The following is a 25,741-nucleotide window of genomic DNA, read 5'->3' on the forward strand; positions in this document are numbered from 1 at the left end:
CTCGTCGGGACCGATCTAGCGCGCCGCGGGCGCGACGCAAAGTCTAGGAAGCCGCCCGCAGCACCTCGAGGAAGGCCGCGCCGAAACGGTCGCAGCGCTTCTGATCCAGAAGCCGCCCCAGCGAACCCTCGTCCGAGGGCCGTGCCTCGGCGATCCGCGCGAGCTGCGCCGCCGAACAGGAGAGCGGCTTCTCGGTGCCGTCGATCCCCCGCGCCAGCGCCGATTGCGCCTCGAGCAGCTGGTCATACAACCCGCCCGCCGGTTTTCCCGCCAGCTTTCGGCGCGCCGGGTGCAGCCCCTCGGCCTCGCCCGCGATCACCGCGAGAAAGGCGTCGCCGTAGCGGTCGAGCTTCTTCGCCCCGATGCCCGACAGCCCCGCCATCTCGTCGAGCGTCTGCGGCCGCCGCTCGGCCATCTCGATCAAGGTGCGGTCGTTGAAGATGATATAGGCCGGAACCGAGGCCGCCTCGGCCAGGGCGCGCCGCTTGGCCTTGAGCGCCGAGAGGAGCGGCGCGTCCTCCTCGTTGACCAGCGCCTTGGGCGCGGCCCGGGCGGCCTTCTTCACGCTTTTGTCGCGGCGCAGCCGCACCGGCTCTTCGCCCTTCAGGATCGGCAGCGCCCGGTCGGTCATCACCAGCGCGCCGTGGCGCTCGGGGTCGGGGCGCATCAGGTCGAAGCCCATCATCTGCCGAAAGACCGCCTGCCATTCGGCCTGCGACAGCTCCTGGCCCACCGCGAAGGTCGGCAGCTTGTCGTGGCCCCGGGCGCGCACCTTCTCGGTCGACTGGCCGCGCAGGATGTCGATCAGATGGCCCGCGCCGAAGTTCTCGCCGGTGCGCAGCGCCGCCGAGAGCGCCTTGCGCACCGCCTCGGTGCCGTCGAAGGTCTCGGGCGGGCTGTCGCAGAGGTCGCAGAAGCCACAGTTGCCCTCGGGGTTCTCGCCGAAATAGCCCAAAAGGTTGTGCCGCCGGCAGCCCTGCGCCTCGGCCAGGCCCAGAAGCGCGTTCAGCCGCCCGTGGTCGGCGCTGCGGCGCTCGGGCGGGGCGAGCCCCTCGTCGATCTGGCTGCGGCGCAACCGGATGTCGTCGGGGCCGTAAAGCGTCAGCGTCTCGGCGGGCCCGCCGTCGCGCCCGGCGCGGCCGATCTCCTGGTAATAGGCCTCGATGGATTTCGGCAGGTCCGCATGGGCGACCCAGCGGATGTCGGGCTTGTCGACGCCCATGCCGAAGGCCACGGTCGCCACCACGATCAGCCCGTCCTCCCCGGCGAAGCGCGCCTCGACCGCGCGGCGGTCGTCGGGGTCCATGCCGCCGTGATAGGCCAGCGCCGCGTGGCCCTCTTCGCGCAGCGCCCGGGCCAGGGTCTCGGTCTTGGCGCGGGTGCCGCAATAGACGATGCCCGACTGGCCCTTGCGGGCACCCGCGAAGCCCAGGATCTGCCGCCGGGGGCCGTCCTTCGGGGCGAAGGCCAGGTGGATGTTCGGCCGGTCGAAGCCGCGCAGGAAGACCTCGGGCGCGCCGCCCGCGAAGAGCCGCTCGACGATCTCGGCGCGGGTCTCCTCGTCGGCGGTGGCGGTGAAGGCCGCGACCGGCACGTCGAGCTCGCGGCGGAGCGCGCCGATGCGCAGGTAATCGGGGCGGAAGTCATGCCCCCACTGGCTGACGCAATGCGCCTCGTCCACGGCAATCAGGCTCACGCCCGCCTCAGCCAGCATCCGCGCGGTGCCGCCCGAGGCCAGCCGTTCCGGCGCGAGGTACAAGAGCTTCAGATCCCCGGCGTGCAGCGCGTCGAAGACCGCGTCGGTCTCTTCCTGGGTGTTGCCCGAGGTCAGCGCCCCGGCCGAGACCCCGGCCTCGCGCAGCGCCCGCACCTGGTCGCGCATCAGCGCGATCAAGGGCGAGATCACCAGCGTCAGCCCGGGCCGCATCAGCGCCGGCAGCTGGAAGCAGAGCGACTTGCCGCCGCCGGTCGGCATGATCGCCAGGACGTCCTGCCCGGCCGAGACCGCCTCGACGATCTCGCCCTGGCCCGGGCGGAAGCAATCGTAACCGAAAACGTCGCGCAACAGCGCCTCGGCGCCGGGAAGGTCGCGGGGCATGGCACCTGCCAATTTATCTAGATCTGCTCGAGTACAAGGAATCTCATACTAAGATTAGGTAAACAAGCCCCGCGCGCGCCCGTGGGCGCGCCCCGCGGCGCAAGCCGCCGCCCTGGTTCGAGAAAAGCTCCGAGGCCCGACACCAGCCCCGCTCGGGCCCGGCGCGCGCCGGTCTTGGCCTGCGCCGACCGCCCTGCATGCATGACCGGGCCGGAAATACTCCGGGAGTATGAGGGCAGCGCCCTCATGCCCGCGCGGCACCCGCGCGGGAGCGCTCAGTAGCCGTAGAACAGCCCGGCGTTATTGGCGAGCACGATGCGGATCGCGTAGATGCCGATCAGCGCCACCAGCGGCGCGAGGTCGAGCCCGCCCATCTGCGGCAGCACCCGGCGGATCTGCGCATAGGCCGGCTCCAGGAGCCGGTTCAGCCCGTCCCAGATCTGCGCGACGAAGGGCTGGCGCAGGTTCAACACCTGGAAGTTGATCAGCCAGCTCATGATGACATGCGCGATGATGAAGAACCACACGACGTCGAGGATCAGCATCAGGATCTGGAAAAGCGATTGCATGTCGGGTCATTCCTTCCGCGTCTGGCACCGCCCCGAGAGGTAAGGGCAGCGCCGCGCGAGGGCAAGTGCCGCCGCGTCCCCCTTGACGCTGGGGCGGAGGAACGCGACAGGGCTGCCCAAAGGAGCGCCCGATGTATCCATTCGTCCGCCTGTTCAAGGAAGCCCTGGTCTTCCGCAACGCCCCCGCCCTGGCGCTGGGCGCGCCGCATGTCTCGCATCACATCTGCTGGCCCTGGGACCTCGACATGTGGTGGGAGCTGAACAACGGCCGGACGCTGACGCTTTACGACCTCGGGCGGATCCCACTGGCGATGCGCGCCGGGCTGATCCCGGTGATGCGCGAACGCGGCTGGGGGCTGACCGTGGCGGGCTCCTCGGTGCGCTACCGCCGCCGGGTGCGGGCCTTCGACCGCGTCGAGATGCATTCGCGGCTGGTGAGCTGGGACGCGAAGTTCATCTACATGGAGCAATCCATGTGGCGCCGCGACGGCGAATGCACGAGCCACGCGCTGTTCCGCACCGCGGTGACCGACAAGAACGGCATCGTGCCGCCCGCCAAGGTCGCCGAGGTCCTGGGTCACGACCCCGAGCCGCCCGAGATGCCCGCCTGGATCCAGGCCTGGACCGAGGCCGAGGCCCAGCGCCCCTGGCCGCCGGAGAAGGGCTGAGCTGCGGGGGCTTGGCTGTAGTCGTGACCGGCTGGCATGGCCTCCGGTCGGCAGGCGCCATCTGGCTTATCTGCTTCTGAAGGCTTCGCTGGTTAGGCAGGTCGATCTCGAACGGACGGCCTTTCCGCGAGAAAGCCGACGATCAAAGGCGGCCTGCGTCGGCCCGAACATGGCCCCGCCAAGCTGTCCAGCTGGCACATCGGCGCCCTCCCAGCTCCAACCACGCAACAGGCGCCCCTCCAACCGCGCAACAAGCGCCACCAGAGGGCGCGCGCCGGACCGGGGGCCGGCGCTGCCGCCCTTCGAGCGGCGCACTTTATCCCAACAAGGTCAGGACTAGGGGTGAGCTAGACACGCCACCCCAAGGAGCGCCGGCCCATCGGGCCGGTCCGGCGCGCGCCCGGCATCTTCGATGCTATTTGGGCGCAAGGCGGGGCGCTGGGAGACGACGTGTGCGCTTGGCTTGGCTTGGCTTGGCTTGGCTTGGCTTGGCTTGGCTTGGCTTGGCTTGGCTTGGAGGGTGTTTGTTCCGGTTGGCTCGGGAAAGTGCGCGCCCTGACTTGCCCCCACCCTCATCGGCAGCAATGTCGCGCGTGACGGGAATTCCACGCCCCCGCCACAGCGCCCCCTTGCCAGCCCAGCGTGCCCCGCGTTTGATCGCCCGGGACCGCGACACGGGGGTGACATGACGACGGCGCGCAAACGGATCTGGGGCTGGATGTTCTTCGACTGGGCCCAACAGCCCTATGCGACCCTCGGCCTGACCTTCATCTTCGCCCCCTATTTCGCCGCCGTCGCCTCCGAGGCCTTCATGGCCGGGGGCGCTAGCGAACGCGCGGCGAGCGCCAGCGCCCAGAGCCTCTGGTCGAGCGCCCAGACCATCGCCGGGCTGGCCATCGCCTTCTCGGCACCGCTTCTCGGCGCCGCGGATGCCTCGGGGCGCAAGCGGCCCTGGTTCGTGGGCTTCATCGGGACGGCGGTCCTCTGCGCGGCGGGGCTCTGGTTCCTGCAACCCGACGGCACCGGGCTCTACCTGGCCCTGGCGCTTTTCTGGATCGGCTTCGTCGCCTCGGAATCCGCCTTCAACCTCAACAATGCCATCCTGCCGACGCTCGGCCAGAACGAGACCATGGGCCGGCTCTCGGGCGGGGCCATCGCCTTCGGCTACTGGGGCGGGGTGCTCTCGCTCTTTGTCATGCTGCTGTTCTTCGCGGAGAACGAAAGCGGCACCACGCTGATCGGCCTCGCGCCGCCCTTCGGGCTCGACGCCGAGGCGCGCGAGGGCACGCGCTTCGTCGGGCCCTTCATCGCACTCTGGTTCGCGCTCTTCGCGATCCCCTTCTTCGCCTGGACCGAGGACCGGATCGCCACCAAGCTCGCGCGGCCCAGCCTCGGCACGGTGCTGGCGCGGCTGAAGACGACGCTCAAGGGCGTGATCGCCCGGCCCTCCTACCGCAGCTTCCTTCTGGCCTCGATGTTCTACCGCGACGCCATGACCGCGCTTTACGCCTATGGCGGGGTCTACGCCAAGCTGGTGCTCGGCTGGGAGATCATCGAGATCGGAGTCTTCGGCATCATCGCGGCGCTGGCGGCGGCGATCCTGTCCTGGGTGGGCGGGCTCGCCGATCAGCGCTTCGGGCCGAAACCGGTGATCCGGGCGAACATCTGGTGCCTGATCGTGGTCGGCTCGGTGATCGTCGGCATGTCCCGCGAGGCGCTCTTCGGCATCCCCTTCGGCGAGAACTCGCGCACGCCCGACGTGATCTTCTACATCTGCGGCGCGATCATCGGCGGCGCGGGCGGCTCGCTCTACGCCGCCTCGCGGACCATGATGGTGCGCCATTGCAGCGCTGAACACGCCGCCGAGGCCTTCGGGCTCTTCGCCCTGGCGGGGCGCGCGACGGCCTTCCTGGCGCCGGCGCTGATCACCGTCTTCACCATCGCGACCGAGAGCAACCAGCTGGGCTTCATCCCGGTCATTCTGCTGTTTATGGGCGGGCTCATTCTGCTACGCTGGGTTCACCCCGACGGAGATCGAGCAGCATGATCCGACCCTTCCTGAGCCTGGCCCTCGCCGCCGCGCTTGTCGCGGGCTGCGGCGGGGACGACCCGGACCGTCCGCAAAGCACCCTGCCCGAGGCCAGCGCGCCCGCGGCGATTCCCGCGGTGCTGTCCTCGAAAAGCGCCAAGCAGCTCTTCGGCGCCGAGCAGAACGGCTCGGCCCAGGCCGCCGAGCCCTTCGGCTCCTATTCCAAGGGCTGCGCGGCGGGCAATGTCGCCCTGCCCGAGACCGGGCCGACCTGGCAGGCCATGCGGCTCTCACGGAACCGCAACTGGGGCCATCCCGAGGTGGTCGACTACGTCCAGCGCCTCTCGCGGAAGGCCGCGGCGCAGCCCGGCTGGAACGGGCTTTATATCGGCGACATCAGCCAGCCGCGCGGCGGGCCGATGCTGACCGGCCACGCCAGCCACCAGGTCGGGCTCGATGTCGACATCTGGCTGCGTCCCGCCGACCGGCTCGACCTTTCGGCGAGTGAGCGCGAGAATATCTCCTCGATCTCGATGCGCCGCGCCAAGGGCGCCTTCACCAACGACAACTGGACGCGCTCGCACCACGAGATCCTGAAGGCCGCCGCCTCGGACCCGCGGGTCGCGCGGATCTTCATCTTCCCCGGCGCCAAGGTGCAGATGTGCAACGACGAGACCGGCGACCGCGCCTGGCTGCGCAAGATCCGGCCCTGGTACGGGCACCACTACCATTTCCACGTGCGGCTCTCCTGCCCGCCGGGCGCGACGGGCTGCGTCGACCAGAACCCGCCGCCTCCGGGCGACGGCTGCGCCGACGCGCAGGCCTGGGTGAACAACATCCTGAACCCGCCGCCGCCGGACCCGAACGCGCCGAAACCCAAGCCCAAGCGTGAGATCACCATGGCGGACCTGCCGGCCCAATGCGTTTCTGTCCTTTCGGCGCGCTGAGCGCGCTCGCCCTTCTCGCCCTGCCCGCCTGCGCCGCCGAACCGCCCATCGAGGGCTATTTCGGCGCCTATACCTGGCAGTCCGAGGCCGAGGCCCACGGCGGCTTCTCGGGCCTCGAGGTCTCGGACGACGGGCAGAGCTTCGTCGCGATCTCCGACCGGGGCGCGATCACCGCGGGCCGCTTCGAGCGCCGCGAGGGCCGGATCACGGGCGTGCGCGCCGGGCAGCTCGAACCCCTGACCACGCCGGGCGGCGGCGCGGTCGAGAAACACGAATGGGACGCCGAAGGCCTGGCGATCAGCCCGCAGGGCGCCCGGGTCATCAGCTACGAGGGCGCGGCCCGGCTCTGGGCCTATGGCGCGCGCGGCGCGACCGCGCTGCCGGTGCCCCCGGCCTTTCAAAGCCTGCAGCTGAACTCCGGCCTCGAGGCCCTGGCGATCGACGGCGAGGGCACGCTCTACACCCTGCCCGAACGCTCGGGCCAGCTCACCCGGCCCTTCCCGGTCTGGCGGCTGAAGCAGGGCCGCTGGTCGCAGCCTTTCGAGATCCCGCGCGGCGAGGGCTTTCTGCCGGTCGGCGCGGATTTCGGCCCCGACGGCGCCTTCTACCTGCTCGAACGCGAGTTCAGCGGGCTGGCCTTCCGCAGCCGGGTGCGCCGCTTCACCTTCGAGGGGGACGCGATCACCTCGGAACGCGTGGTCTTCACCTCGACCTATGGCACCTTCGACAACCTCGAGGGCATCGCCGCCTGGCAGGATCCGGGCGGTGACACCGTGCTGACGATGATCTCGGACGACAACTTCAACATCCTCCAGCGCACCGAGTTCGTGGAGATCCGCGTCACGGAATAACTTGCGCCGCGCCCGGCTCTGCATTATTGCGCGCGGCTGTTCCGGGAGCGTCCGGAGCCAAGTCCCCGCAACCTTGCAAAAACGGGAAGCATTCCATGACCCGCGCACATATCCCCGGCATCCTTGCCATGGCGGCCGTCGTCGTCGCCTCGAACATCCTGGTGCAGTTCCTGCTCGGCCAATGGCTGACCTGGGGCGCCTTCACCTATCCGATCGCCTTCCTCGTCACCGACCTGATGAACCGGCTCTACGGGCCCGGCCCGGCCCGCAAGGTCGTGCTGGCGGGCTTCGCCGTGGGCGTGGTCTGTTCCTTCATCGGCACCCAGATCCAGGGCGAGTTCGGCCCGCTGGTGACCTTCCGCATCGCGCTGGGCTCGGGCCTGGCCTTCCTGACCGCGCAGCTTCTGGACGTGTCGATCTTCGACCGGCTCCGGGGCGGACGCTGGTGGCGCGCGCCGCTGGCCTCGACGCTGGTGGGCTCCTCGCTGGACACGGCGATCTTCTTCACCGTGGCCTTCTCGGGCGCGCTGGTCTTCCTCGAGCCCGGCAACGACGTCTCCTGGGCCGGCGAGGCGCTGCCGCTCCTGGGTGTCGGGCCTGTTGTGCCGCTCTGGGTGTCGCTCGCGGTGGCCGACTGGCTGGTCAAGCTGAGCCTGGCGCTGATCGCGCTGGTGCCCTTCCGTTTGATCGTTCTCCGCGCAGTATCGACGACGCACACCGCCTGACCACAAGATTTTGTTTTGCGACCGAGGAAAAGCATGGCAGGCTGACCTCATTGAGCAACTCAGAGAAAGGAGGTGATCCAGTGTCGAGAGAAGCATTCGAGAGAGGTGTCGGGACAATTCGGAGGACCCGCCCCTAGGGCAGCCCCTACAGGCGGATGATCGTCCGGATTGGTGGATTGCCTAACCGGCCCCACCTCCACATTCTCGGGGGTCGCCCACATCGGGCGGCCCTTTTACTTTGTGCCCCCGTGCTACATGGGGGATGGAGCCGCGGGCCCCGCCTTTGCGGCGGCGTGAGACGGCTCTGATAGCCCCGGAAAGGACCGATGCTGAGAATCGGACAGCGCACCACCATCGAGGACTGGGAGATCACCGAGCAGTTCATCCGCGCCTCGGGGCCGGGCGGGCAGAACGTGAACAAGGTCTCGAGCGCGGTGGAGCTGCGCTTCGAGGCCGAGCGCTCGCCCAACCTGCCGGGCCACGTGAAGGCGCGGCTCAGGCGCATCGCCGGGCGGCGCTGGACCAAGGACGGGGCGCTGATCCTGCAGGTCGACGAGACCCGCAGCCAGGCCCGCAACCGCGAGATCGCCCGCGACCGGCTGGCCGAGCTGATCGCCCGCGCCTACGAGAAGCCGAAGAAGCGCATCCCGACGCGGCCGACGCTGGCCTCGAAGAAACGGCGGCTGAAGGCGAAGAAGGAGCAGGGCGAGAAGAAGGCGTTACGCGGGAAGGTGGACCCGGATTGAGCGGGGGGCCTGCAGTTCGGGTGCGTTTCCGAGCGGCGGTTACTGAGGGCGAAGACGGTGCGGTGCGAGAGGAACGCCCTGCGCGGGAGCCTCGAACCGAGGTGCGGCGGACCATTGAGCGCGCGGCCAAGCTGGCTTCCGCAGCCTCTGGGGCTCGCGCTTTAACCCAGCCTTAACGCCAGTGCTCTAACCAGGGTGAACGCCGCACCGCCCGCCTCGCGCGTCGATCCCCGCGCAAACCGCTGACCACAACCTGAAACGACAGGCCCAAAGGCCCCTCAGAACCGCTCCAGCAGCCGTTCGAGATACTCCAGCTCTTCCTCTGGCCGCTCGCCCTCGCCCGAGCGGCGGCGGATCTCGTCGAGAAGCTCCCGCGCGCGGCGGTAGACGTCCTCGCCCTGCAAGAGCTGTTCGTCGGTGCCGACCTGGCCGGTGGTGCCGCTCGACCGGCCCAGCGGGTCGCGCTGCTGGCCGGGGTCGGTGCCGTCGGCCATGCCCTGCTGGCCCTGCTGGCCGGGCTGCTGGCCCTGTTCCTGCGCCAGCGCCTCGCCGAGGTTGCGCATGCCCTCGCGCAGCGCCTCCATGGCCTCGGACTGCTGGTCGATGGCCCCGGGCAAATCGTCCTGGCGCAGCGCCTCCTCGGCGCCTTCCATGGCGCCCTCGGCCCGGTCGAGCGCCTCTCCGGCACGGCGGCCCGCCTCGGTGCCCTGCCCCGGCAGGCTGCCGCGCTGGCGGTTCAGCTCCTGGCGCAGCGCGCGCTGGCGGTCGGCCAGGCTTTCCTCGAGGCTCTGCCCCTCGCCGCCCTGGCCCTGCTGACCCTGCTCTTGCCCCTGGCCCTGTCCCTGGCCGTTCTGCTGGCCGGGCTCCTGCCCGCGGCCCTGGCCGGGCTGCCCCGGCTGCTGGCCCTGTTGCCCCTGCTGGCCGTCCTGGCCCTGCTGACCTTCCTGCCCCTGGCGCTGCTGGCCGGGGTTGAACTGGTCCTGCAGGTCGCGGAACGCCTGGTCAGACAGGTCCTGCTGCTCGCGCAGGGTCTCGCCCAGCCCCTCCATGGCCTGCTGGCCCGGCGAGGGCTGGCCCTGCCCCTGGCCTTCGGTCACGCGCATGTTCTCCATCAGCCGCTGCAACTCCTCGAGCGCCTGCATCGCCTCGGCCATGCGCCCCTGTTCCATCAGCTCCTGGATGCGGTCCATCATCTCCTGCAGATCGTTCTGGGTCATCTGCATGCCGTCCTGCATGTCCTGCTGAGGCGGCGTCTCGCCGTTCTCCTCGGCCATGCGGCGCTGTTCCTGCGCGAGCTGGCGCATGTAGTCGTCGGTGGCGCGGCGCAGCTCCTGCATCAGCTCGGCGATCTCCTCCTGCGAGGCGCCGTTGCGCATCGCCTCGGAGAGCCGCTCCTGCGCCCGGCGCAGCCGCTCGCGCGCGTCGTCGAGGTCGCCTTCCTCAAGGACCAGCGCCAGCTCCCACATGGCCTCGGCGGTCTCGGAGACCTCTTCGTCGGTCAGCCCGTCTTCGAGCTTGGCCTCGAGCCGCCGCAGGATCGTGCGGAAGCGCAGGTAATGCGAGCTTTGCCGGAAGAGCCCGTCGGGCTGATGGCTCACCGCCCGCAGGATCAGCGCCACGTCCGATCCGTTCTCGCGGTTCCACAGGAGCGCCTGTCGTTCCTCGATCAGCGCCGCCGCCAGCGGGTCGAAGAAGCGCCGCCCGGGCAGGGTCAGCACCTCGGCGGGCGAGGCGCCGGTCTGGCCCGCGGCGTCCTGCACCTCGAAGGATATGCTGACCGGCAGGTTGGCCCAGGGATGCTGCGAGAAATTGTCGATCAGCGCGTCCTCGAAGTCCGAGCGGTCGCCGGCCACGGGCAGCGACAGCGGCACCTCGATGGCGGGGCGTTCCTCGGGCGGGCGGCTGCGGCCGAAGCGGCGGTCGACCTCCTCGAGCGCCAGGGTGATCCGCGCGGTGCCGCCGGTCACGGCGTAGTCGTCGCGGGCCGCATAGGGCAGCGAGGCCTCGCCGTCGTAGGTCACATCGAAACCGCCGGCGCGTTCGACCTCGGGGGCGTTGTCCTCGGTGACGGCGAAGTCCCAGGCGCGCCCGCCCGGCCCGTCGACCGCGACCCGGCCCGGCTGGGTCACCGCGAAGTCGCGGGCGCTGGCCTCGGCCGCGCCCTCCTGGCCCAGGGGGTTGCCCGAGACGCTTTCGCGGACGCTCAGCGCGCCGACCTCGCCATAGAGCCGCAGGGTGACATCGGCACCCTCGGGCACGGTCAGCTCGGGCGCGGTAATGTCGTTGAGGTAGACGGTCGGCAGCCGGGTGTAGGCGGGCGGCTCGACCCAGCCTTCCCAGCTCGGGCCCATGGCCAGCTCCGAGGCGCCGCCCGGCCCCATGCCCGCCACCGAGGAGACCCGCATGACCGAGCCGAAAAGCAGCGCCACCGACAGCGCCAGGAGCGCGGCGTAACGCAGCGCGTAGGGATCGGCCTCGGAGACCCGCAGGTCCGGGCTGACCGCCCGGGCCTTGGCCAGCCGCGCCCGCATCCGCGCCTGGTGCGCGGCCCAGACCGCCTGGCTCGCGCCGTCGCCCGAGCCGATGGCCTGCCGGTCGAGCGCGGTGGAGATCGGCCGCCCCGGCAGCGAGGCGTCGAGCCGCAGCATGGCGTCGATCCGGCGCGGCCAGCGGAAGGCGCGGATCCCCCGCCAGAGGGTCCAGAGCGCCAGCCCCGCCACCAGCACCGCCAGCCCGCGCGCCGCGCCCAGGGGCAGCATCTCGTGCAGCCCCAGCATCAGCGCGGCCAGCGCGGCGAACAGGACCGACCAGAGCGGCCAGAAGGCCCGGACCAGCCGTTCGGCCAGAAGCCCGGCCCGGGTCAGCCCAAGCGGACGCTTTACGGGCGAGAGTATCTGTGACGGATCATCGACCTTGTCGGTCATCACGGCTCCGGCGGCGGTGGGGGCCGGAGGCGGGATGCCTCACAGCCATTCAGGAATGCTATCTCGCGAAATCATTTCGTCAAAGCTCGGGCGGGCGCGGATGACGGCATGGTGATCGTCCTTCACCAGCACCTCGGGCACCAGCGGGCGCGAGTTGTATTCGCTCGCCATGACCGCGCCGTAAGCCCCGGCCGAGCGGAAGGCGACCAGGTCGCCGGCCCGCAGCTCGGGCATCTCGCGCGCCTTGGCGAAGGTGTCCCCCGATTCGCAGACCGGGCCGACCACGTCGTAGCTTTGCCGCTCGTGGCCCGGCGCGGGCTCAATAACCGGCACGATGTCGTGCCAGGCGTCATACATCGCCGGGCGGATCAGGTCGTTCATCGCCGCGTCGAGGATCAGGAAGCGGCGTCCCTCGCCTTCCTTCACGTAGATCACCCGCGACAGTAGGATGCCCGCGTTGCCCGCGATCAGCCGGCCGGGCTCAATCTCGACCTCGCAGCCCAGGTGGCCGACGGTCCGCTTGATCAGCGCGCCGTATTCGGTGGGCAGCGGCGGCGCGGCATTGGAGCGCTCGTAGGGAATCCCGAGCCCCCCGCCGAGGTCGAGCCGCCGGATGTCATGGCCGTCGGCGCGCAGCACCTCGGTCAGTTCCGCCACCTTGAGATAGGCCGCCTCGAAGGGTGCCAGATCGGTCAGCTGCGAGCCGATGTGCACGTCGATCGCCATGGGCTCGATGCCCGGCAGCGCCGCCGCCTCGGCATAGACCGCGCGGGCCCGCGAGATCGGGATGCCGAACTTGTTCTCGGATTTGCCGGTGGCGATCTTGGCGTGGGTCTTGGCGTCCACGTCGGGATTGACCCGCAGCGCGACCGGGGCGGTCTTGCCCATTTCCCGGGCGATGCGCCTGATCGCCAGAAGCTCGGGCTCGCTTTCGACGTTGAACTGGCGGATGCCGCCGGCCAGCGCCTGGGCGATCTCGGCCTCGGTCTTGCCGACGCCCGAGAAGACGATGCGCTCACCGGGCACGCCCGCGGCCTTGGCCCGCGCGTATTCCCCGCCCGAGACCACGTCCATGCCCGCGCCGAGGTCGGCCAGGGTCTTCAGGATCGCCTGGTTCGAGGCCGCCTTCATCGCGTAGCAGACCAGGTGCGGGATCCCCTCCAGCGCCTCGTCGAAGAGCCGGAAGTGCCGTTCCAGCGTGGCGGTGGAATAGACATAGGCCGGGGTGCCGACCTCGGCCGCGATCTCGGTCAGCGGCACGCCTTCGGCGCAAAGCACGCCGTCGCGATAGAGAAAGTGATCCATGGCAGCCTCCGGGGATTGCGACGGCGGATCTATCGCAGCAGGGCGCCACGCTCCACCCTTCATCTTGGCGAAAATACCTCGGGAGCGCGAGGGCAGCGCCCTCGCAGCGCCGCGCGCTCAGACCGGGCGCGACCGCAGGTAGAGATACAGCGGCAGCCCGCAGCTCACCCCGATGCAATAGGTCGCGGGGATCGCCCAGAGCGCCGACCAGTTGCGCCGCACCGCCACCTCGGCCAGCACCCAGAGCGTCAGCGTCACCGCGGCGATGGTCAGGTCCCAGGTCAGGCCGGTGGTCGAGGCGTTCACATACCAGGCGTCGATCAGCGCGCCGAGCGACCAGTCGTTCTGCGACAGATAGGTCACGAACCAATACATCGGATGCACCGCGCCCCAGAGCGCCAGCGCCAGCCAGAGCGGCCGGAGCCCCGTCAGTGTCGCCATCAGAAGCCTATCCCGTAGCTGAAGTTGCCGCGCGTGCGGGTGATCGAGCCGCCGACACCCACGCCGTTGCTGCCGACCGAGAGGGTCACGCTCTTGCGGGTCTCGACCTGGGCGGGCGGCGGGCCCAGCTCGCGCTCGAAGGGGTTCTCGGGCTCGGGCGCGCAACCCGCCAGGAGCGCCGCGGCGCAGGCCAGGCCCAGCGCGACCCTCACCGGACCGCCACCCCGGTCTCGACGCTGCCGCTGACGCTGATCCCGCGGCGCGGCTCGGGGTCCGGGTCGGGGCGTTCGGGGGCGCCATCGGCACCGCAGGCCGCCAGGGCCAGCAGCGATAGGGCCAGGATCACTCTCACGGCAGCAACTCCTTCCAGCGGGCGATCTGTTCGCGCACGCGCTGGGGGGCGGTGCCCCCGTAGCTCATGCGGCTCGCCACGGAATTATGCACGCCGAGGACGTCGAAAACAGCCTCGGTGATGCCATCGTGAACGGATTGCATCTCGGCAAGCGGCAGGTCCGGCAGGTCGCAGCCCTGCGCCTCGGCCTTGGCGACCAGCGATCCGGTGACGTGATGGGCCTCGCGGAAGGGCAGGTTCAGCTCGCGCACCAGCCAGTCGGCCAGGTCCGTCGCGGTGGAGAAGCCGCTTGCCGCGGCGGTCTCGAGCGCCGCGCGGTTGGCGGTCATGTCGCCGACCATGCCCTGCATCGCCGCCAGCGACAGCAGCCAGTTGTCGGCGGCGTCGAAGACCTGTTCCTTGTCCTCCTGCATGTCCTTGGAATAGGCCAAGGGCAGCCCCTTCATCACCGTCATCAGCGCGACATTGGCGCCGAAGATGCGCCCGATCTTGGCGCGGATCAGCTCGGCCGCGTCGGGGTTCTTCTTCTGCGGCATGATCGAGGAGCCGGTCGAGAAGCGGTCCGACAGGGTCACGAAGCGGAACTGCGCGGAGGACCAGATCACCAGCTCCTCGGCGAAGCGCGACAGATGCATGGCCGAGATCGAGGCGACCGAGAGGAATTCGAGCGCGAAGTCCCGGTCGCTCACCGCGTCGAGCGAGTTCGCCGTCGGTCGGTCGAAGCCCAGCGCCTCGGCGGTCATGTCGCGGTCGATCGGGAAGCCGGTGCCGGCCAGCGCCGCCGAGCCCAGCGGGCATTCGTTCATCCGCTTCCGGGCGTCGCGCACGCGCGACAGGTCGCGGCCGAACATCTCCACATAGGCCATCATGTGGTGGCCCCAGGTCACCGGCTGCGCGGTCTGCAGGTGGGTGAAGCCCGGCATGACCCAGTCGGCGCCGGCCTCGGCCTGCTCCAGCAGCGCCCGGATCAGCGCCTCCAGCCCCTCGGCGGCGGCGTCGAGCTGGTCGCGCACCCAGAGCTTGAAATCGGTCGCCACCTGGTCGTTGCGCGAGCGCGCGGTGTGCAGCCGCCCGGCCACCGGGCCCATGATCTCTTTCAGGCGGGCCTCCACGTTCATGTGGATGTCCTCGAGCGCGGGCGAGAAGGCGAAACCGCCGCCCTCGATCTCTGACAAGACGGTGAGCAGTCCTTCCCTCATCGCCTCGGCGTCATTAGGCTCCACGATGCCCGTCGCGGCCAGCATGGCGGCATGGGCCCTCGACCCGGCGATGTCCTGCGCCGCGAGCCGTTTGTCGAAGCCGATCGAGGCGTTGATCGCCTCCATGATCGCATCCGGCCCCGCGGCGAAGCGGCCACCCCACATCTGGTTCGAGGTCGTGTCGGACATGCAATTTCCTTCTGACGGAGAAGATCTGATGAAGAACGCTCTTGGCCTGCTCGTCTATACCGCGGCCCTCGCGCTTGCAATTCCGGCCAATGCCGAGCTCGCGGACCTGACCGAGGCGCGCGAGGGCGACATGAAGAAGCTCAACCTGCACAGCGAGGCCAAGCCCGCCGGGGAGGCCGATTTCGAGAGCTTCGAGGGCGCGGCGCTGAACCTCTCGGACTACGAGGGCAAATGGGTGCTGGTGAACTTCTGGGCGACCTGGTGCGCGCCCTGCCGCAAGGAGATGCCGGCACTCGCCGAGCTGCAGGACGAACTGGGCGGCGAGGACTTCGAGGTCGTGACCATCGCCACCGGGCGCAACCCCAAGCCCGCGATGGAGAGCTTCTTCTCCGAGATCGGCGTCGACAGCCTGCCGCTGCACCGCGACCCGGGCTCTGCGCTGGCGCGGCAGATGGGCGTGCTGGGCCTGCCGATCACCGTGATCCTCAATCCCGAAGGCCAAGAGGTCGCCCGGCTGACCGGCGATGCGGACTGGGCCGCCCCCGAGGCCAAGGCGCTTCTGACCGAGATCGTGTCACGCCGCTGAGCCGCTTATAGCGGCCTTTCGCGCGTATCGGGCGGCTTTCCGCCCGCGCCGGGACTGCGCCCGCGCGTGACGCTTGACGCAGGGTCATGCCGGGGACATCGTTTCTGCCATAACAAGAAACTTCCCCGCAGACCTATCGCGCAGCTTTCGGAGACGCCGCATGTCCAGACCCTTCCTTGCCGCCGCCCTGACCGGCGCCCTCCTGCTTGGCGCGATCGGCGCCCAGGCCGACAGCCACTGGGTGCAGATCACCTCGGAGGACCAGTTCACCGCCGCCATCGTCGGGCGCGACCTCGAGGACCGGCGCGGCAACACGCTGACCCTGCGCCGCAACGGCACCTATGTCGCCAGCCACGACGGCCGGAAGGCGCGCGGCGACTGGCGCTGGTCGGGCAACACGCTCTGCCGCGAGTCGCGCAACGACGAACGCGCCGGCTGCCACACCTGGGAGGTCGCCGGCGACTGGGTCCGCGTCACCCCGGACTCGGGCGACAGCAACCGCGCAATCCGCTACCGCTTCAAGTGACGTAACGCCCGTTTTGACAGCGCATGGGCTCCTCCCGCATCGTCTGAGCCGGGAGGAGACGCCATGCCGCTGGGCATTCTCATCGCGCTCGTCGTGGGCGGGATCGCGGGCATCGCGCTCCTGACGCATGTCTTCGGCTTTTCCGCCGCCCGGCGCTTCGCCGATGCCGATGAGGCCCGCGCCGCCTTCCTGCGCGAATACCCCGAGACCCGCGTCGACCGCGTGACGCTCTCGGCCGACGGAGCGGCGGCGCTTCTTGAGACCGGGGACGGCCCGGCGCTGGCCTGGGCCATGGGCGCCGATACCAGCGCGCGGCTCCTTTCCGAGGTGCGCGTCGAGGAGACCCCGCGCGGCCTGCGTTTCCGCCTGCCCGACATGACCGCCCCCTGCATCGACATCGCCCTGGCGCCCGAGGATAGGGCGGCCTGGCACAGCGCCTCCGGAGGAGCCCGATGACCCCCGATCTCAGCTATCCCGACGTGGTGCAGATGGCCGTGCCTATCTTCATCGCGCTGATCCTGGCCGAGCTGCTCTGGATCGCGCTGTCGCGCCGGGGCGGGCGCTACGAGACCCGCGACGCGGTGACCTCGCTGGTGATGGGCGCGGGCAATGTCGCCTCGGGCATCGCGCTGGGGTTCCTGGCCTGGGGGTTCTTCATGCTGCTCTGGCAGATCACCCCGCTGGACCTCGGTTCGGCCTGGTGGGTGGTGGCGCTGTGTTTCGTGCTGGACGATCTGCGCTACTACTGGGTGCACCGCTTCGGCCACCGCATCCGCTGGGTCTGGGCGAGCCACGTCAACCACCACTCGAGCCAGCACTACAACCTCACCACCGCGCTGAGGCAGACCTGGACCGGCACCTTCACCTTCATGATGGTGGTCCGCGCGCCGCTGATACTTCTGGGCTTTCACCCGGCCATGGTGCTCTTCTGCGGCGGGCTGAACCTGATCTACCAGTTCTGGATCCACACCGAAGCCATCGGCCGCCTGCCCCGCTGGGTCGAGGCGGTGATGAACACGCCCTCGCACCACCGCGTGCACCACGGGCGCAACCCGCGCTACCTCGACGCCAATTACGCCGGGGTCTTCATCGTCTGGGACCGGCTCTTCGGCACCTTCGTGGCCGAGCGCGACGACGAGCGCGTGGATTACGGGCTGGTGCGCAACCTCGGGACCTTCAATCCGCTCCGGGTGGCGTTTCACGAATGGGCGGCGATCTTCCGGGACGTGACGCGGCCGGGGCTCTCCTGGCGGGCGCGGCTGGCCTATGCCTTCGCGCCGCCGGGCTGGAGCCATGACGGCAGCCGCGACACCTCCGCCGCGATCAAGGAGAAGCACCTGGCGCGGCACCCCGAGGACCGGGGCACGCCGGGGTTTTCGTGAGGGGCGGTTGGGGTTGTGGGCGCGGGCTTTGGGGGTGCGCGCTGACGGGGTGCGGGCTGGGCCGATTTGAGAACTGCCCAGGGGCCTGAGCTTCGAAGCGAAACACACCGCACGAGGGCCATTAAGAGGCTCCCGAGGCACCACCCGTGCACCAACCCGCCATCACCCCACGCAACAGAGGGCGCGCGCCGGGCCGGGGGCCGGCGCTTCTGACCTCCGAGTGAGGCGCTTTATGGCTGCAAGGTCAGGACTAGGAGCATGCTATGCACGCCATCCCAAGGAGCGCCGGCCCAAGGGGCCGGTCCGGCGCGCGCCCGGCATCTTCGATGCTATTCGGGCGCAAGATGGGGTGGTTTGCAGAGGCTGAGGCGCGGTGAGCAAGGCGAGACGCCAAACGCCCCCTCACGGCCCACAATACGCCCCGCCACGGTGGCGCGCGGTGTCGAAGTGGAAGTGGTCCTGGTGATACCGGTCCGAATCCGGCCCCAGCGTCGTGCCGAAGATCCCGCAGGCGCCCTTGTACATCCGCCGCAGGATCGGGCCCTGGTAATCGGTGCGATAACCGCCCAAGACGCTCAGCTGCGAGCCGTCGCGCAGGTTGATCGCGGAGATGTCGATCGCCCGGCCCTTGCCGTGCTCGGAGATCTTCGCCCCGGGCTGGTTGTTGCGCGTCCGGCAGGAGTAATGCGCCGCCACCTTCAGCTCGGCGATGCCGCCGCCGACCCGCCCGACCGAGGGTTTCGCCACCCGGTCGACCCAGCGCTTCAGCGCCTTGGCGGTCGAGCAATGCACCAGCGCGCGCTGGCTCAGCGCCACGCCCGAGACCGAGCGCAGCTCGACCGCATCCTCGATCCCGCAGCCGCGGATGCGGCCGGGCACGTAACCCACGTAGTCGCCCTGAAGCGCCGGATCGCCGCAGAGCGCGCCGCCGCGGCGGTCGCGCTGGCGCGCCATGGCCTTCTCGACCAGCCCGCCACTGCGCATCAGCGGCCTCAGCGCACGCGGCACGGCCTGGCGGCTGGCGGCGGCAAAGGCGCGCTCGCGGGCGAGCCGCGCGGCCTCGGCGGTGGGGGCGAGGCTTTCGAAACGCCCGGCCAGTTCCTCGGCGATCAGCGCCTCGACCTGTGCCTCGGGCCGGGCCTCGGGGCGCATCGGCTGCGCCTCGGGGGCCAACACGACCCGCGCCTCGGGCCGGGCCGAGACCTCGGGCGCCGCGGACAGCACCGGCCCCGCGGCCAGCGCCAGCAAGAGAAGGCCCAGCGCGCCCCTCACCGCTCCACCTTCACGCGGCCGAAGTCCGGCGCGTCGGTGTCCTGACCGGCCTCGATGATGCCGCGCCGGATCGCCCGGGTGCGGGTGAAATACTCGTGCAGATGCGCCCCGTCGCCCTTGCGGATCGCCCGCTGCAGGGCAAAGAGCTCTTCGGTGAAGCGGCCCAGGATCTCGAGCGTGGCTTCCTTGTTGGTCAGGAAGACGTCGCGCCACATGGTCGGATCCGAGGCGGCGATCCGGGTGAAATCGCGGAAACCCGCGGCGGAATACTTGATGACCTCGCTGTCGGTCACCCGGCGCAGGTCGTCGGCCACGCCCACCATGGTGTAGGCGATGAGATGCGGCGTATGCGAGGTCACGGCCAGCACCAGGTCGTGATGCTCGGCGTCCATCTCCTCGACCTGGGCGCCGAGGCCCTCCCAGAAGGTCTTGAGCCGGGCCACGGCGGCGCGGTCAGAGCCCTCGACCGGCACGAGCAGGCACCAGCGGTTGTCGAAAAGCGTGGCGAAGCCCGATTCGGGGCCGGAATGCTCGGTCCCGGCGAGCGGGTGGCCGGGGATGAAATGCACGCCCTCCGGCATATGCGGGCCGACGGCGGAGATGACCTCTTTCTTGACCGAACCGACGTCGGTGACGGTCGCGCCGGGCTTCAGATGCGGGCCGATCTCCTCGGCAACGGCGCCCATGGCGCCCACCGGCACGGCGAGGACCACGAGGTCGGCATCGGCCACCGCCTCGGCGGCGCTCTCGGCGATGCTGTCGCAAAGGCCGATCCGGCGGGCGGTCTCGCGGGTGGCCTCGGAGCGGGCATAGCCGCTGACCTCGCCCACGAGGCCGCGGCGCGACATCGCCCAGTACATCGACGAGGCGATCAGCCCGAGCCCGATCAGCGCGACCTTTCCGTAGACCGGAGCCGTCATCGCTCCCCCGCTTTGAACAGCCCGATGCAATGCGCCACGCGGCGGCAGGAGGGCTCGTCCCCCACGGTGATCCGCAGCGCCGAGGGCAGCCCGTAGCCGCCCACGCGGCGCACGATCAGACCCTGTTTCTGCAGGAAGGCGTCGCAGGCCTCGGCCTCTTCCGGCGAGGACAACCGCGCCAGCACGAAATTCGCCGTCGAGGTGTCCGAGGGCACGCCGTGCTCCATCAGCGCCTCGGCCAGCCAGGTGCGCAGGCGGGTGTTCTCGTCGCGGGACTTCTTCACGTAGTCGGCGTCGCGGATCGCCGCCTCGGCGGCGGCCAGCGCGATGTTCGACAGGTTGAAGGGCCCGCGCACTCGGTTCAGCACCTCGATCACCGCCTTGGGCGCATAGGCCCAGCCGATGCGCATGCCGCCCAGCCCGTAGATCTTCGAGAAGGTGCGGGTCATCACCACGTTCTCGCGGCTCTCGACCAGATGCGCGCCGCCGTCGTAGCCCTCGACGTATTCGGCATAGGCCCCGTCCAGCACCAGGAGCGTCTGCGGCGGCAGGTTCTCGGCCAGCCGCTCGATCTCGGCGAGGCCGACCATGGTGCCGGTCGGGTTGTTGGGGTTGGCGAGGAACACCAGCTTGGTCTTCTTGGTGCAGGCCGCGAGGATCGCGTCGACATCGGTCACGCGCTCCTTCTCGGGCACCTCGACAGGCTTGGCGCCGGCCACCCGGGCGCTGATCTTGTACATGGCGAAACCATGTTCGGTGTGGATCACCTCGTCGTTGCGCGCGGCATAGGCCTGGCACAGGAAGTGGATGATCTCGTCCGAGCCGGTGCCGCAGATGATCCGCTCGGGGTCGAGCCCGTGGACCTCGCCGATGGCGGCGCGCAGGCTGGCGTGATCCGACGAGGGATAGCGGTGCATCTCGTGCAGCGCCCGGCGGATCGCCTCCTTGGCGCCCTCGGGCGGGCCGAAGGGATTCTCGTTGGAGCTGAGCTTGATGACGTTCGACACGCCGTCGACCGCCGCCTTGCCGCCCTCATACAGGGCGATGTCCATGATGCCGGGTTTGGGTGCGATTTTTGTCATTTGTCCGCGCTCTCCTCGTTCCCCGGCTATAGCGGCCCGCCGGAGCCGTGAAAAGCGCGAAGCGCCCGGCGGAGGCGGCGTGTCACACCGTCACGTCAAAGCGTTTCTGCGCGCCGACCTCGAAGACCCGCTTGTAGCGCGCGATCTCGTCCTCGGGGCCCATGGCCTTGTTGGGGTTGTCCGACAGCTTGACCGTCGGGCGGCCCTCGGCGGCCACCGCCTTGCAGACCAGGCTGAAGGGCGCGAGCCGGTCCCCCGGCACCAGGCCGCGGAAGTCGTTGGTCAGAAGCGTGCCCCAGCCGCAGGAGACCCGGACCCGCCCGGCGAACCGCGCGTAAAGCTCTTCGATCTTCTCGACGTCGAGCCCGTCGGAGAAGATCACCAGCTTCTCGCGCGGGTCCTCGCCCCGGGCCTTCCACCAGTCGATGGCGATCTCGGCGCCCGCCGCGGGGTCGCCGGAATCGATGCGGATGCCGGTCCAGCCTGCCAGCCAGTCCGGCGCGCGATCGAGGAAACCCTGGGTGCCATAGGTGTCAGGCAGGATGATCCGCAGGTTGCCCTCGTGTTCCTCGTGCCAGTCGGCCAGGACGTCGTAGGGTGCCTGGGCGAGGCCCGCGTCATCCTCGGCAAGCGCGGCGTAGACCATGGGCAGCTCATGGGCATTGGTGCCGATCGCCTCGAGGTCGCGGTTCTTGGCGATCAGGCAGTTGGAGGTGCCGGTGAACCGGTCGCCGAGCCCTTCGTACATGGCCTGCACGCACCAATCCTGCCAGAGGAAGCTGTGCCGCCGCCGGGTGCCGAAATCGGCGATCCGCAGCCCCTCGATGCCGCGCAGCCGTTCGATCTTCTCCCAGAGCTGGGTCATGGCGCGGGCGTAAAGCACCTGCAGCTCGAAGCGGCCGAGGTCGTTCAGCACCGCCCGGCCGCGCAGCTCCATGAGCACCGCAAGCGCCGGGATCTCCCAGAGCATGACCTCGGGCCAGGAGCCCTCGAAGGTCAGCTCGTATTGGTCGCCCACCCGTTCCAGGTGATAGGGCGGCAGGCGCAGGTTCTCGAACCAGTCCATGAAGTCCGGCCGGAACATCTGCCGCTTGCCGTAGAAGGTGTTGCCGCGCATCCAGGTCGACTCGCCCCGCCGCAGCGAGAGCGAGCGGATGTGATCGAGCTGCTCGCGCAGCTCGCCCTCGTCGATCAGCTTGGCCAGCGGCACATGCGAGGAGCGGTTGATCAGGCTGAAGGTCACCTGGGTGTCGCGCTTGTTGCGGAACACCGACTGGCACATCAGGAGCTTGTAGAAGTCCGTATCGATCAGCGAGCGGACGATCGGGTCGATCTTCCACTTGTGGTTCCAGACGCGTGTGGCGATGTCGACCAAGGCCGGTCCTTTCTGCAAGATCGTTCCGGGTTTAGCGGCGGGCGCGCGCCTGGCGCAAGCCTAGCCGGTGATCTGCACCCCCGCGGTGGCCATCTCGTCGAGCGCGGCGGCCAGCGAACCATCGAGGTCGATGGCCCGGCAGAGGTCGCGCTTCACGGTGACGCCGAAGCCCAGCTTGGCCGCGTCGAGGGCCGAGAACTTCACGCAGAAGTCGGTGGCCAGCCCGACCAGCGTCAGATCGGTGATCCCGCGTTCGCGCAGGTAACCCTCGAGCCCGGTGGGCGTGGCGTGGTCGTTCTCGAAGAAGGCGGAATAGCTGTCGATCGCGCGGCGGAAGCCCTTGCGCAGGACCAGGTCGGCGCGGTCAGTGTCGAGAGCCGGGTGAAACCGCGCGCCCTCGGAGCCGATGACGCAGTGATCGGGCCAGAGGACCTGCGGGCCGTAGTCCATCTCGGTCATCTCGAAGGGCGATTTGCCCGCGTGTTCCGAGGCGAAGGAGGAATGGCCCGCGGGGTGCCAGTCCTGGGTCAGGATCACGGTCTCATAGGCGGACATGAGCGCATTGATCGGGGCGACCACGGCGTCGCCCTCCTCCACGGCGAGCGCCCCGCCGGGGCAGAAGTCGTTCTGCACGTCGATGACCAGAAGCGCCTGCATGCTGTCTCTCCTCTCGCGGATCGCGGGGCAGACCCTAACCGCCCGCGGCGTGGAGGCAAGGGGCGGCGGCGCGCGCGGCGCGGTCACGCCCGCGCAGGGCGGGACTTGCGCGACGCAGGCCCGCTACCCTATCTCGCAGGGCATGTATCAGATCGCCGCGCTATACCACTTCACTCCCTTCGCCGACCCGGCCGCGCTGAAGCCGGGGCTCGTCGCCCGGGCCGAGGCCGGAGATGTGACCGGCACGCTGCTCATTGCGCGCGAGGGGATCAACGGCACCGTCGCGGGGCCCGAGGAAGGGGTGGCGGCGCTTCTCGAGCATATCCGCGCCCTGCCGGGCTGCGCCGATCTCGAGGTGAAGTTCTCCACCGCCGAGGCCCGCCCCTTCGCGCGGCTCAAGGTGCGGCTGAAGAAGGAGATCGTCACCCTCGGCCAGCCCGAGGTCGACCCCCGCGCCCGCACCGGCCATTACGTCGAGCCCGCCGAGTGGAACGCGCTGATCCAGGCCCCCGACGTGGCGGTGATCGACACGCGCAACGCCTACGAAGTGGCGATCGGCAGTTTCGAGGGCGCCATCGATCCGGGCACCGAGAGCTTCCGCGACTTCCCCGCCTGGTGGGAGACGAACAAGCACCGTTTCCACAACAAGCGCATCGCGATGTTCTGCACCGGCGGCATCCGCTGCGAGAAATCGACCAACTGGCTGATCGGCCAGGGGGTCGAAGAGGTCTATCACCTCAAGGGCGGCATCCTGAAATACCTCGAGGAAGTCCCCGAGGAAGAGAGCACCTGGCAGGGCGAATGTTTCGTCTTCGACGGCCGGGTCTCGGTGGGGCACGGGCTCGCGGAGGGCCCGCACGAGTTGTGCCACGCCTGCCGCCGCCCGATCCTGCCCGAGGACCGCGCCCGCCCGGAGTTCGAGGAGGGCGTCGCCTGCCACCACTGCGCCGCGGAGACGAGCGCCGAGGACAAGGCTAGGTTCCGCGAGAGGCAGCGGCAGATCGCGCTGGCGCGGGCGCGGGGTGAGCGGCACCTGGCGGGGTCCGGGGAGTAAGGCCGGGGCGTCTGTGGGTGCGTTGCGCGCGGGGGCTTGGTGCGCGGTTCTGGGTTTAGTGCGGCGGTTCCGGGCTTAGTGCGGCGTCCTTTGGGCTCGGCAGACGGCGCTGGGTGACTGCGCTGAGTGACTGCGCTGAGTGACTGCGCTGAGTGACTGCGCTGAGTGACTGCGCTGAGAGCGCAGATACGTCTCTAACGCTGGGAGACCCGTCCCTCTCCAGGTGAAAAGCCGCGTCTGCGCCGGACCGGGGTCTGGCACTGCCAACCGCCGAACGGCGCGCTTTATTTTTGCAATGTCAGGACGAGAAGCGAGCGTCGCGCTGACATCTGAGGAGCGCCAGACCGCCGGGCCGGTCCGGCGCAGGCGCGGCGGCCTGCGGCCTTGTTCCGCGCCTTTTCTGGTGCTGGGTGGTGAGTTGAGGGCGAAACCGGTGAGGGCAGAAATGCGGCGCTAAACCGAGACAAGCGGAAAAGCGGCTCTAAACCGGGGCAAACGGCACCGCGCACAAACCGCTCGGCGCTCGCCCCCAGCCCCCTACCGCGGCGAGCGCTTCGCCAGGATCCGCTGCAGCGTCCGGCGGTGCATGTTCAGCCGCCGCGCGGTCTCGGAGACGTTCCGGTCACACAACTCGTAGACCCGCTGGATATGCTCCCAGCGCACCCGGTCGGCGGACATCGGGTTCTCGGGCGGCGGCGGGAGCTCCTCGCCGTCGGAAAGCAGCGCGTTCACGATATCCGTCGCATCAGCCGGCTTCGACAGGTAGTCGGTCGCGCCGATCTTCACCGCGGCGACCGCCGTGGCGATGGCGCCGTATCCCGTCAGCACCACGATCCGCGCGTCGGGGCGCTTCTCCCGCAGCACCTCGACCACGTCGAGCCCGTTGCCGTCCTCGAGCCGCAGGTCGACCACCGCGTAGGCCGGCGGGCGCGCGGTGGCGATGGCGCTGCCGGCGGCGACAGATCCGGCGGTCTCGACCGAGAAGCCGCGCTTCTCCATGGCCTTGGCCAGCCGCTTCAGGAACGGCTCGTCGTCATCGACCAGTAGCAGCGAAATGTCGTCGCCCAGCTCGCGCATCTTGTGCATCCTTGCCTGCCTCCGGTCCTGCCGGAGTGCCTCTGATCTAGGCGCGGGCCGGGATGCGGTCAAACCGCTGCGTCATGCTGCCTCGGCGAAACAGGCCACGCGCTCGGCGATCTGCTCGGCCGGGGCCTCGCGGCGGAAGTAGTCGACGAAGCCCTCTTCGGGCATCAGGAGGTAGGTGAAGGTGGTGTGGTTCACGAGGTAATACTCGTCCTCGGGATCCTGCGGCACCTGGTAGATCACCCGGAAGGCCTCGGCCGCTTCGCGGATCTGCTCGGGGCTGCCGGTGAGGCCGATCATCTCGGGGTGGATCGCCTGGGCGAACTCGCCCACGACCTCGGGGGTGTCCCGCGCGGGGTCGACGGTGATGAAGGCGTTCTGGGCCTCGACGCCCTCCTCGGCCAGAAGGTCGATCGCCGCGGCGTTGCGCACCGTGTCGAAAGGGCAGACGTCGGGACAAAAGGTATAGCCGAAGTAGACCAGCGTCGGCTCGCTGACCAAGGCCTCCGAGGTCACCGTCTCGCCGGCGCCGTTCACCAGGGTGAATTCGCCGCCGATATTGCCGGCCACCGCGCCCTCGCGGCAGGAGGCGAAGGTCTCGGCGTCGCCGCGCAGCACCGACCAGAAGACCGTCACCCCGGTCACCGCCGCCAGCACCAGGGCGGCCGCTATCACGTAAATCCAGCGCATGGGTCGCACCCTCCGCGATTGCCTCGGAACGGCCCCGGCTTTATCACTTGCCACACCGCCCGCAAGAGACA

At 69.7% G+C, this 25,741-nt stretch carries 26 protein-coding genes; 11 read left to right on the plus strand and 15 right to left on the minus strand.

The annotated features are described in order from the left end of the window. Window positions 1-43: 43 nt before the first annotated feature. Both recQ and ACX938_RS05250 read right to left on the minus strand, forming a co-directional pair. Window positions 44-2,098 (minus strand): DNA helicase RecQ, encoded by a 2,055-nt coding sequence (gene recQ, locus ACX938_RS05245; RefSeq protein ID WP_459430245.1) that lies wholly within the window; start codon window positions 2,096-2,098, stop codon window positions 44-46. A 275-nt stretch (window positions 2,099-2,373) separates the two neighbouring features. Next, window positions 2,374-2,667: a YggT family protein gene (locus tag ACX938_RS05250; protein WP_232754604.1), complete on the minus strand. Its 294-nt coding sequence runs from the start codon at window positions 2,665-2,667 to the stop codon at window positions 2,374-2,376. 131 nt (window positions 2,668-2,798) lie between these two features. Between ACX938_RS05250 and ACX938_RS05255 the strand changes: the two genes are divergently transcribed. From ACX938_RS05255 to arfB, 6 genes are all read left to right on the plus strand, one after another. After that, window positions 2,799-3,335, plus strand: coding sequence for an acyl-CoA thioesterase (locus ACX938_RS05255; RefSeq protein ID WP_459430246.1), 537 nt, complete (start codon window positions 2,799-2,801; stop codon window positions 3,333-3,335). A gap of 685 nt (window positions 3,336-4,020) precedes the next feature. Further along, on the plus strand, window positions 4,021-5,382 hold the full coding sequence (locus ACX938_RS05260) for an MFS transporter (RefSeq protein WP_459430247.1): 1,362 nt from the start codon (window positions 4,021-4,023) through the stop codon (window positions 5,380-5,382). Next, window positions 5,379-6,311 carry a penicillin-insensitive murein endopeptidase gene (mepA, locus tag ACX938_RS05265; RefSeq protein ID WP_459430248.1) on the plus strand — a complete coding sequence of 311 codons (933 nt, stop codon included), beginning with the start codon at window positions 5,379-5,381 and terminating at the stop codon, window positions 6,309-6,311. Before ACX938_RS05260 ends, mepA begins: the two co-directional genes overlap by 4 nt. After that, window positions 6,284-7,162 carry an esterase-like activity of phytase family protein gene (locus ACX938_RS05270; protein WP_459430249.1) on the plus strand — a complete coding sequence of 293 codons (879 nt, stop codon included), beginning with the start codon at window positions 6,284-6,286 and terminating at the stop codon, window positions 7,160-7,162. Before mepA ends, ACX938_RS05270 begins: the two co-directional genes overlap by 28 nt. Window positions 7,163-7,257: 95 nt before the next feature. Next, entirely contained in the window at window positions 7,258-7,887 is a 630-nt protein-coding gene (locus tag ACX938_RS05275; RefSeq protein WP_232754599.1) for a queuosine precursor transporter, read from the plus strand. A 326-nt stretch (window positions 7,888-8,213) separates the two neighbouring features. After that, window positions 8,214-8,633 (plus strand): alternative ribosome rescue aminoacyl-tRNA hydrolase ArfB, encoded by a 420-nt coding sequence (gene arfB / locus ACX938_RS05280; protein ID WP_459430250.1) that lies wholly within the window; start codon window positions 8,214-8,216, stop codon window positions 8,631-8,633. A 278-nt stretch (window positions 8,634-8,911) separates the two neighbouring features. Here the strand turns inward: arfB and ACX938_RS05285 are convergent, their stop codons facing one another. The 6 genes from ACX938_RS05285 to argH form a co-directional block, all read right to left on the minus strand. After that, a complete protein-coding gene (locus ACX938_RS05285; protein WP_459430251.1) occupies window positions 8,912-11,557 on the minus strand; it encodes a TIGR02302 family protein in 2,646 nt (881 codons plus the stop codon). A gap of 39 nt (window positions 11,558-11,596) precedes the next feature. Next, window positions 11,597-12,862: a diaminopimelate decarboxylase gene (gene lysA / locus ACX938_RS05290; RefSeq protein ID WP_459430252.1), complete on the minus strand. Its 1,266-nt coding sequence runs from the start codon at window positions 12,860-12,862 to the stop codon at window positions 11,597-11,599. A 117-nt stretch (window positions 12,863-12,979) separates the two neighbouring features. Continuing rightward, a complete protein-coding gene (locus tag ACX938_RS05295; RefSeq protein WP_232754595.1) occupies window positions 12,980-13,303 on the minus strand; it encodes a DUF2834 domain-containing protein in 324 nt (107 codons plus the stop codon). Continuing rightward, window positions 13,303-13,515, minus strand: a complete 213-nt coding sequence (locus tag ACX938_RS05300; RefSeq protein WP_459430253.1) for a hypothetical protein — start codon at window positions 13,513-13,515, stop codon at window positions 13,303-13,305. The genes ACX938_RS05295 and ACX938_RS05300 overlap by 1 nt, the downstream gene beginning before the upstream one ends. Next, complete coding sequence (locus tag ACX938_RS05305) at window positions 13,512-13,655, minus strand: argininosuccinate lyase (RefSeq protein ID WP_232754593.1); 144 nt, start codon at window positions 13,653-13,655, stop codon at window positions 13,512-13,514. Before ACX938_RS05305 ends, ACX938_RS05300 begins: the two co-directional genes overlap by 4 nt. Further along, window positions 13,652-15,043 carry an argininosuccinate lyase gene (gene argH / locus ACX938_RS05310; RefSeq protein WP_459430254.1) on the minus strand — a complete coding sequence of 464 codons (1,392 nt, stop codon included), beginning with the start codon at window positions 15,041-15,043 and terminating at the stop codon, window positions 13,652-13,654. The genes ACX938_RS05305 and argH overlap by 4 nt, the downstream gene beginning before the upstream one ends. Window positions 15,044-15,071: 28 nt before the next feature. Here argH and ACX938_RS05315 point away from each other — a divergent pair, with 28 nt between their 5' ends. From ACX938_RS05315 to ACX938_RS05330, 4 genes are all read left to right on the plus strand, one after another. Continuing rightward, window positions 15,072-15,629 (plus strand): TlpA family protein disulfide reductase, encoded by a 558-nt coding sequence (locus tag ACX938_RS05315; RefSeq protein WP_232754591.1) that lies wholly within the window; start codon window positions 15,072-15,074, stop codon window positions 15,627-15,629. Window positions 15,630-15,789: 160 nt separating this feature from the next. Then, window positions 15,790-16,155: a hypothetical protein gene (locus tag ACX938_RS05320; protein WP_459430255.1), complete on the plus strand. Its 366-nt coding sequence runs from the start codon at window positions 15,790-15,792 to the stop codon at window positions 16,153-16,155. A 63-nt stretch (window positions 16,156-16,218) separates the two neighbouring features. Next, window positions 16,219-16,611, plus strand: coding sequence for a hypothetical protein (locus tag ACX938_RS05325; protein ID WP_459430256.1), 393 nt, complete (start codon window positions 16,219-16,221; stop codon window positions 16,609-16,611). Further along, entirely contained in the window at window positions 16,608-17,537 is a 930-nt protein-coding gene (locus ACX938_RS05330) for a sterol desaturase family protein (RefSeq protein WP_459430257.1), read from the plus strand. Before ACX938_RS05325 ends, ACX938_RS05330 begins: the two co-directional genes overlap by 4 nt. Window positions 17,538-17,939: 402 nt before the next feature. Here ACX938_RS05330 and ACX938_RS05335 read toward each other — a convergent pair whose 3' ends face one another. The 5 genes from ACX938_RS05335 to pncA form a co-directional block, all read right to left on the minus strand. Then, window positions 17,940-18,809 (minus strand): extensin-like domain-containing protein, encoded by an 870-nt coding sequence (locus ACX938_RS05335; protein ID WP_459430258.1) that lies wholly within the window; start codon window positions 18,807-18,809, stop codon window positions 17,940-17,942. After that, complete coding sequence (locus ACX938_RS05340) at window positions 18,806-19,729, minus strand: prephenate/arogenate dehydrogenase family protein (protein WP_232754586.1); 924 nt, start codon at window positions 19,727-19,729, stop codon at window positions 18,806-18,808. Before ACX938_RS05340 ends, ACX938_RS05335 begins: the two co-directional genes overlap by 4 nt. Further along, complete coding sequence (gene hisC, locus ACX938_RS05345) at window positions 19,726-20,811, minus strand: histidinol-phosphate transaminase (RefSeq protein ID WP_459430259.1); 1,086 nt, start codon at window positions 20,809-20,811, stop codon at window positions 19,726-19,728. Before hisC ends, ACX938_RS05340 begins: the two co-directional genes overlap by 4 nt. Window positions 20,812-20,893: 82 nt before the next feature. After that, window positions 20,894-22,186 carry a nicotinate phosphoribosyltransferase gene (gene pncB / locus ACX938_RS05350; RefSeq protein WP_459430260.1) on the minus strand — a complete coding sequence of 431 codons (1,293 nt, stop codon included), beginning with the start codon at window positions 22,184-22,186 and terminating at the stop codon, window positions 20,894-20,896. Between the two features lie 60 nt (window positions 22,187-22,246). Further along, window positions 22,247-22,843, minus strand: coding sequence for a bifunctional nicotinamidase/pyrazinamidase (gene pncA, locus ACX938_RS05355; RefSeq protein WP_459430261.1), 597 nt, complete (start codon window positions 22,841-22,843; stop codon window positions 22,247-22,249). A 142-nt stretch (window positions 22,844-22,985) separates the two neighbouring features. Here pncA and trhO point away from each other — a divergent pair, with 142 nt between their 5' ends. After that, window positions 22,986-23,897: an oxygen-dependent tRNA uridine(34) hydroxylase TrhO gene (trhO, locus tag ACX938_RS05360; protein WP_459430403.1), complete on the plus strand. Its 912-nt coding sequence runs from the start codon at window positions 22,986-22,988 to the stop codon at window positions 23,895-23,897. Window positions 23,898-24,434: 537 nt separating this feature from the next. Here the strand turns inward: trhO and ACX938_RS05365 are convergent. Then, on the minus strand, window positions 24,435-24,983 hold the full coding sequence (locus tag ACX938_RS05365; RefSeq protein WP_459430262.1) for an ActR/PrrA/RegA family redox response regulator transcription factor: 549 nt from the start codon (window positions 24,981-24,983) through the stop codon (window positions 24,435-24,437). Window positions 24,984-25,055: 72 nt separating this feature from the next. Continuing rightward, entirely contained in the window at window positions 25,056-25,670 is a 615-nt protein-coding gene (locus ACX938_RS05370; RefSeq protein WP_459430263.1) for an SCO family protein, read from the minus strand. Window positions 25,671-25,741 lie beyond the last annotated feature (71 nt).

It is taken from the genome of Roseivivax sp., from assembly GCF_054552075.1.

Coding starts and splice junctions, on each gene's coding strand:
- mepA (WP_459430248.1), top strand. CDS start 5,379: ATGATCCGACCCTTCCTGAGCCTGGCCCTCGCCGCCGCGCTTGTCGCG.
- ACX938_RS05255 (WP_459430246.1), top strand. CDS start 2,799: ATGTATCCATTCGTCCGCCTGTTCAAGGAAGCCCTGGTCTTCCGCAAC.
- argH (WP_459430254.1), bottom strand. CDS start 15,043: ATGTCCGACACGACCTCGAACCAGATGTGGGGTGGCCGCTTCGCCGCG.
- ACX938_RS05260 (WP_459430247.1), top strand. CDS start 4,021: ATGACGACGGCGCGCAAACGGATCTGGGGCTGGATGTTCTTCGACTGG.
- ACX938_RS05275 (WP_232754599.1), top strand. CDS start 7,258: ATGACCCGCGCACATATCCCCGGCATCCTTGCCATGGCGGCCGTCGTC.
- ACX938_RS05370 (WP_459430263.1), bottom strand. CDS start 25,670: ATGCGCTGGATTTACGTGATAGCGGCCGCCCTGGTGCTGGCGGCGGTG.
- ACX938_RS05365 (WP_459430262.1), bottom strand. CDS start 24,983: ATGCACAAGATGCGCGAGCTGGGCGACGACATTTCGCTGCTACTGGTC.
- ACX938_RS05285 (WP_459430251.1), bottom strand. CDS start 11,557: ATGACCGACAAGGTCGATGATCCGTCACAGATACTCTCGCCCGTAAAG.
- ACX938_RS05295 (WP_232754595.1), bottom strand. CDS start 13,303: ATGGCGACACTGACGGGGCTCCGGCCGCTCTGGCTGGCGCTGGCGCTC.
- recQ (WP_459430245.1), bottom strand. CDS start 2,098: ATGCCCCGCGACCTTCCCGGCGCCGAGGCGCTGTTGCGCGACGTTTTC.
- lysA (WP_459430252.1), bottom strand. CDS start 12,862: ATGGATCACTTTCTCTATCGCGACGGCGTGCTTTGCGCCGAAGGCGTG.
- pncA (WP_459430261.1), bottom strand. CDS start 22,843: ATGCAGGCGCTTCTGGTCATCGACGTGCAGAACGACTTCTGCCCCGGC.
- ACX938_RS05315 (WP_232754591.1), top strand. CDS start 15,072: ATGAAGAACGCTCTTGGCCTGCTCGTCTATACCGCGGCCCTCGCGCTT.
- ACX938_RS05325 (WP_459430256.1), top strand. CDS start 16,219: ATGCCGCTGGGCATTCTCATCGCGCTCGTCGTGGGCGGGATCGCGGGC.
- arfB (WP_459430250.1), top strand. CDS start 8,214: ATGCTGAGAATCGGACAGCGCACCACCATCGAGGACTGGGAGATCACC.
- ACX938_RS05320 (WP_459430255.1), top strand. CDS start 15,790: ATGTCCAGACCCTTCCTTGCCGCCGCCCTGACCGGCGCCCTCCTGCTT.
- ACX938_RS05330 (WP_459430257.1), top strand. CDS start 16,608: ATGACCCCCGATCTCAGCTATCCCGACGTGGTGCAGATGGCCGTGCCT.
- ACX938_RS05270 (WP_459430249.1), top strand. CDS start 6,284: ATGCGTTTCTGTCCTTTCGGCGCGCTGAGCGCGCTCGCCCTTCTCGCC.
- ACX938_RS05340 (WP_232754586.1), bottom strand. CDS start 19,729: ATGACGGCTCCGGTCTACGGAAAGGTCGCGCTGATCGGGCTCGGGCTG.
- ACX938_RS05250 (WP_232754604.1), bottom strand. CDS start 2,667: ATGCAATCGCTTTTCCAGATCCTGATGCTGATCCTCGACGTCGTGTGG.
- trhO (WP_459430403.1), top strand. CDS start 22,986: ATGTATCAGATCGCCGCGCTATACCACTTCACTCCCTTCGCCGACCCG.
- hisC (WP_459430259.1), bottom strand. CDS start 20,811: ATGACAAAAATCGCACCCAAACCCGGCATCATGGACATCGCCCTGTAT.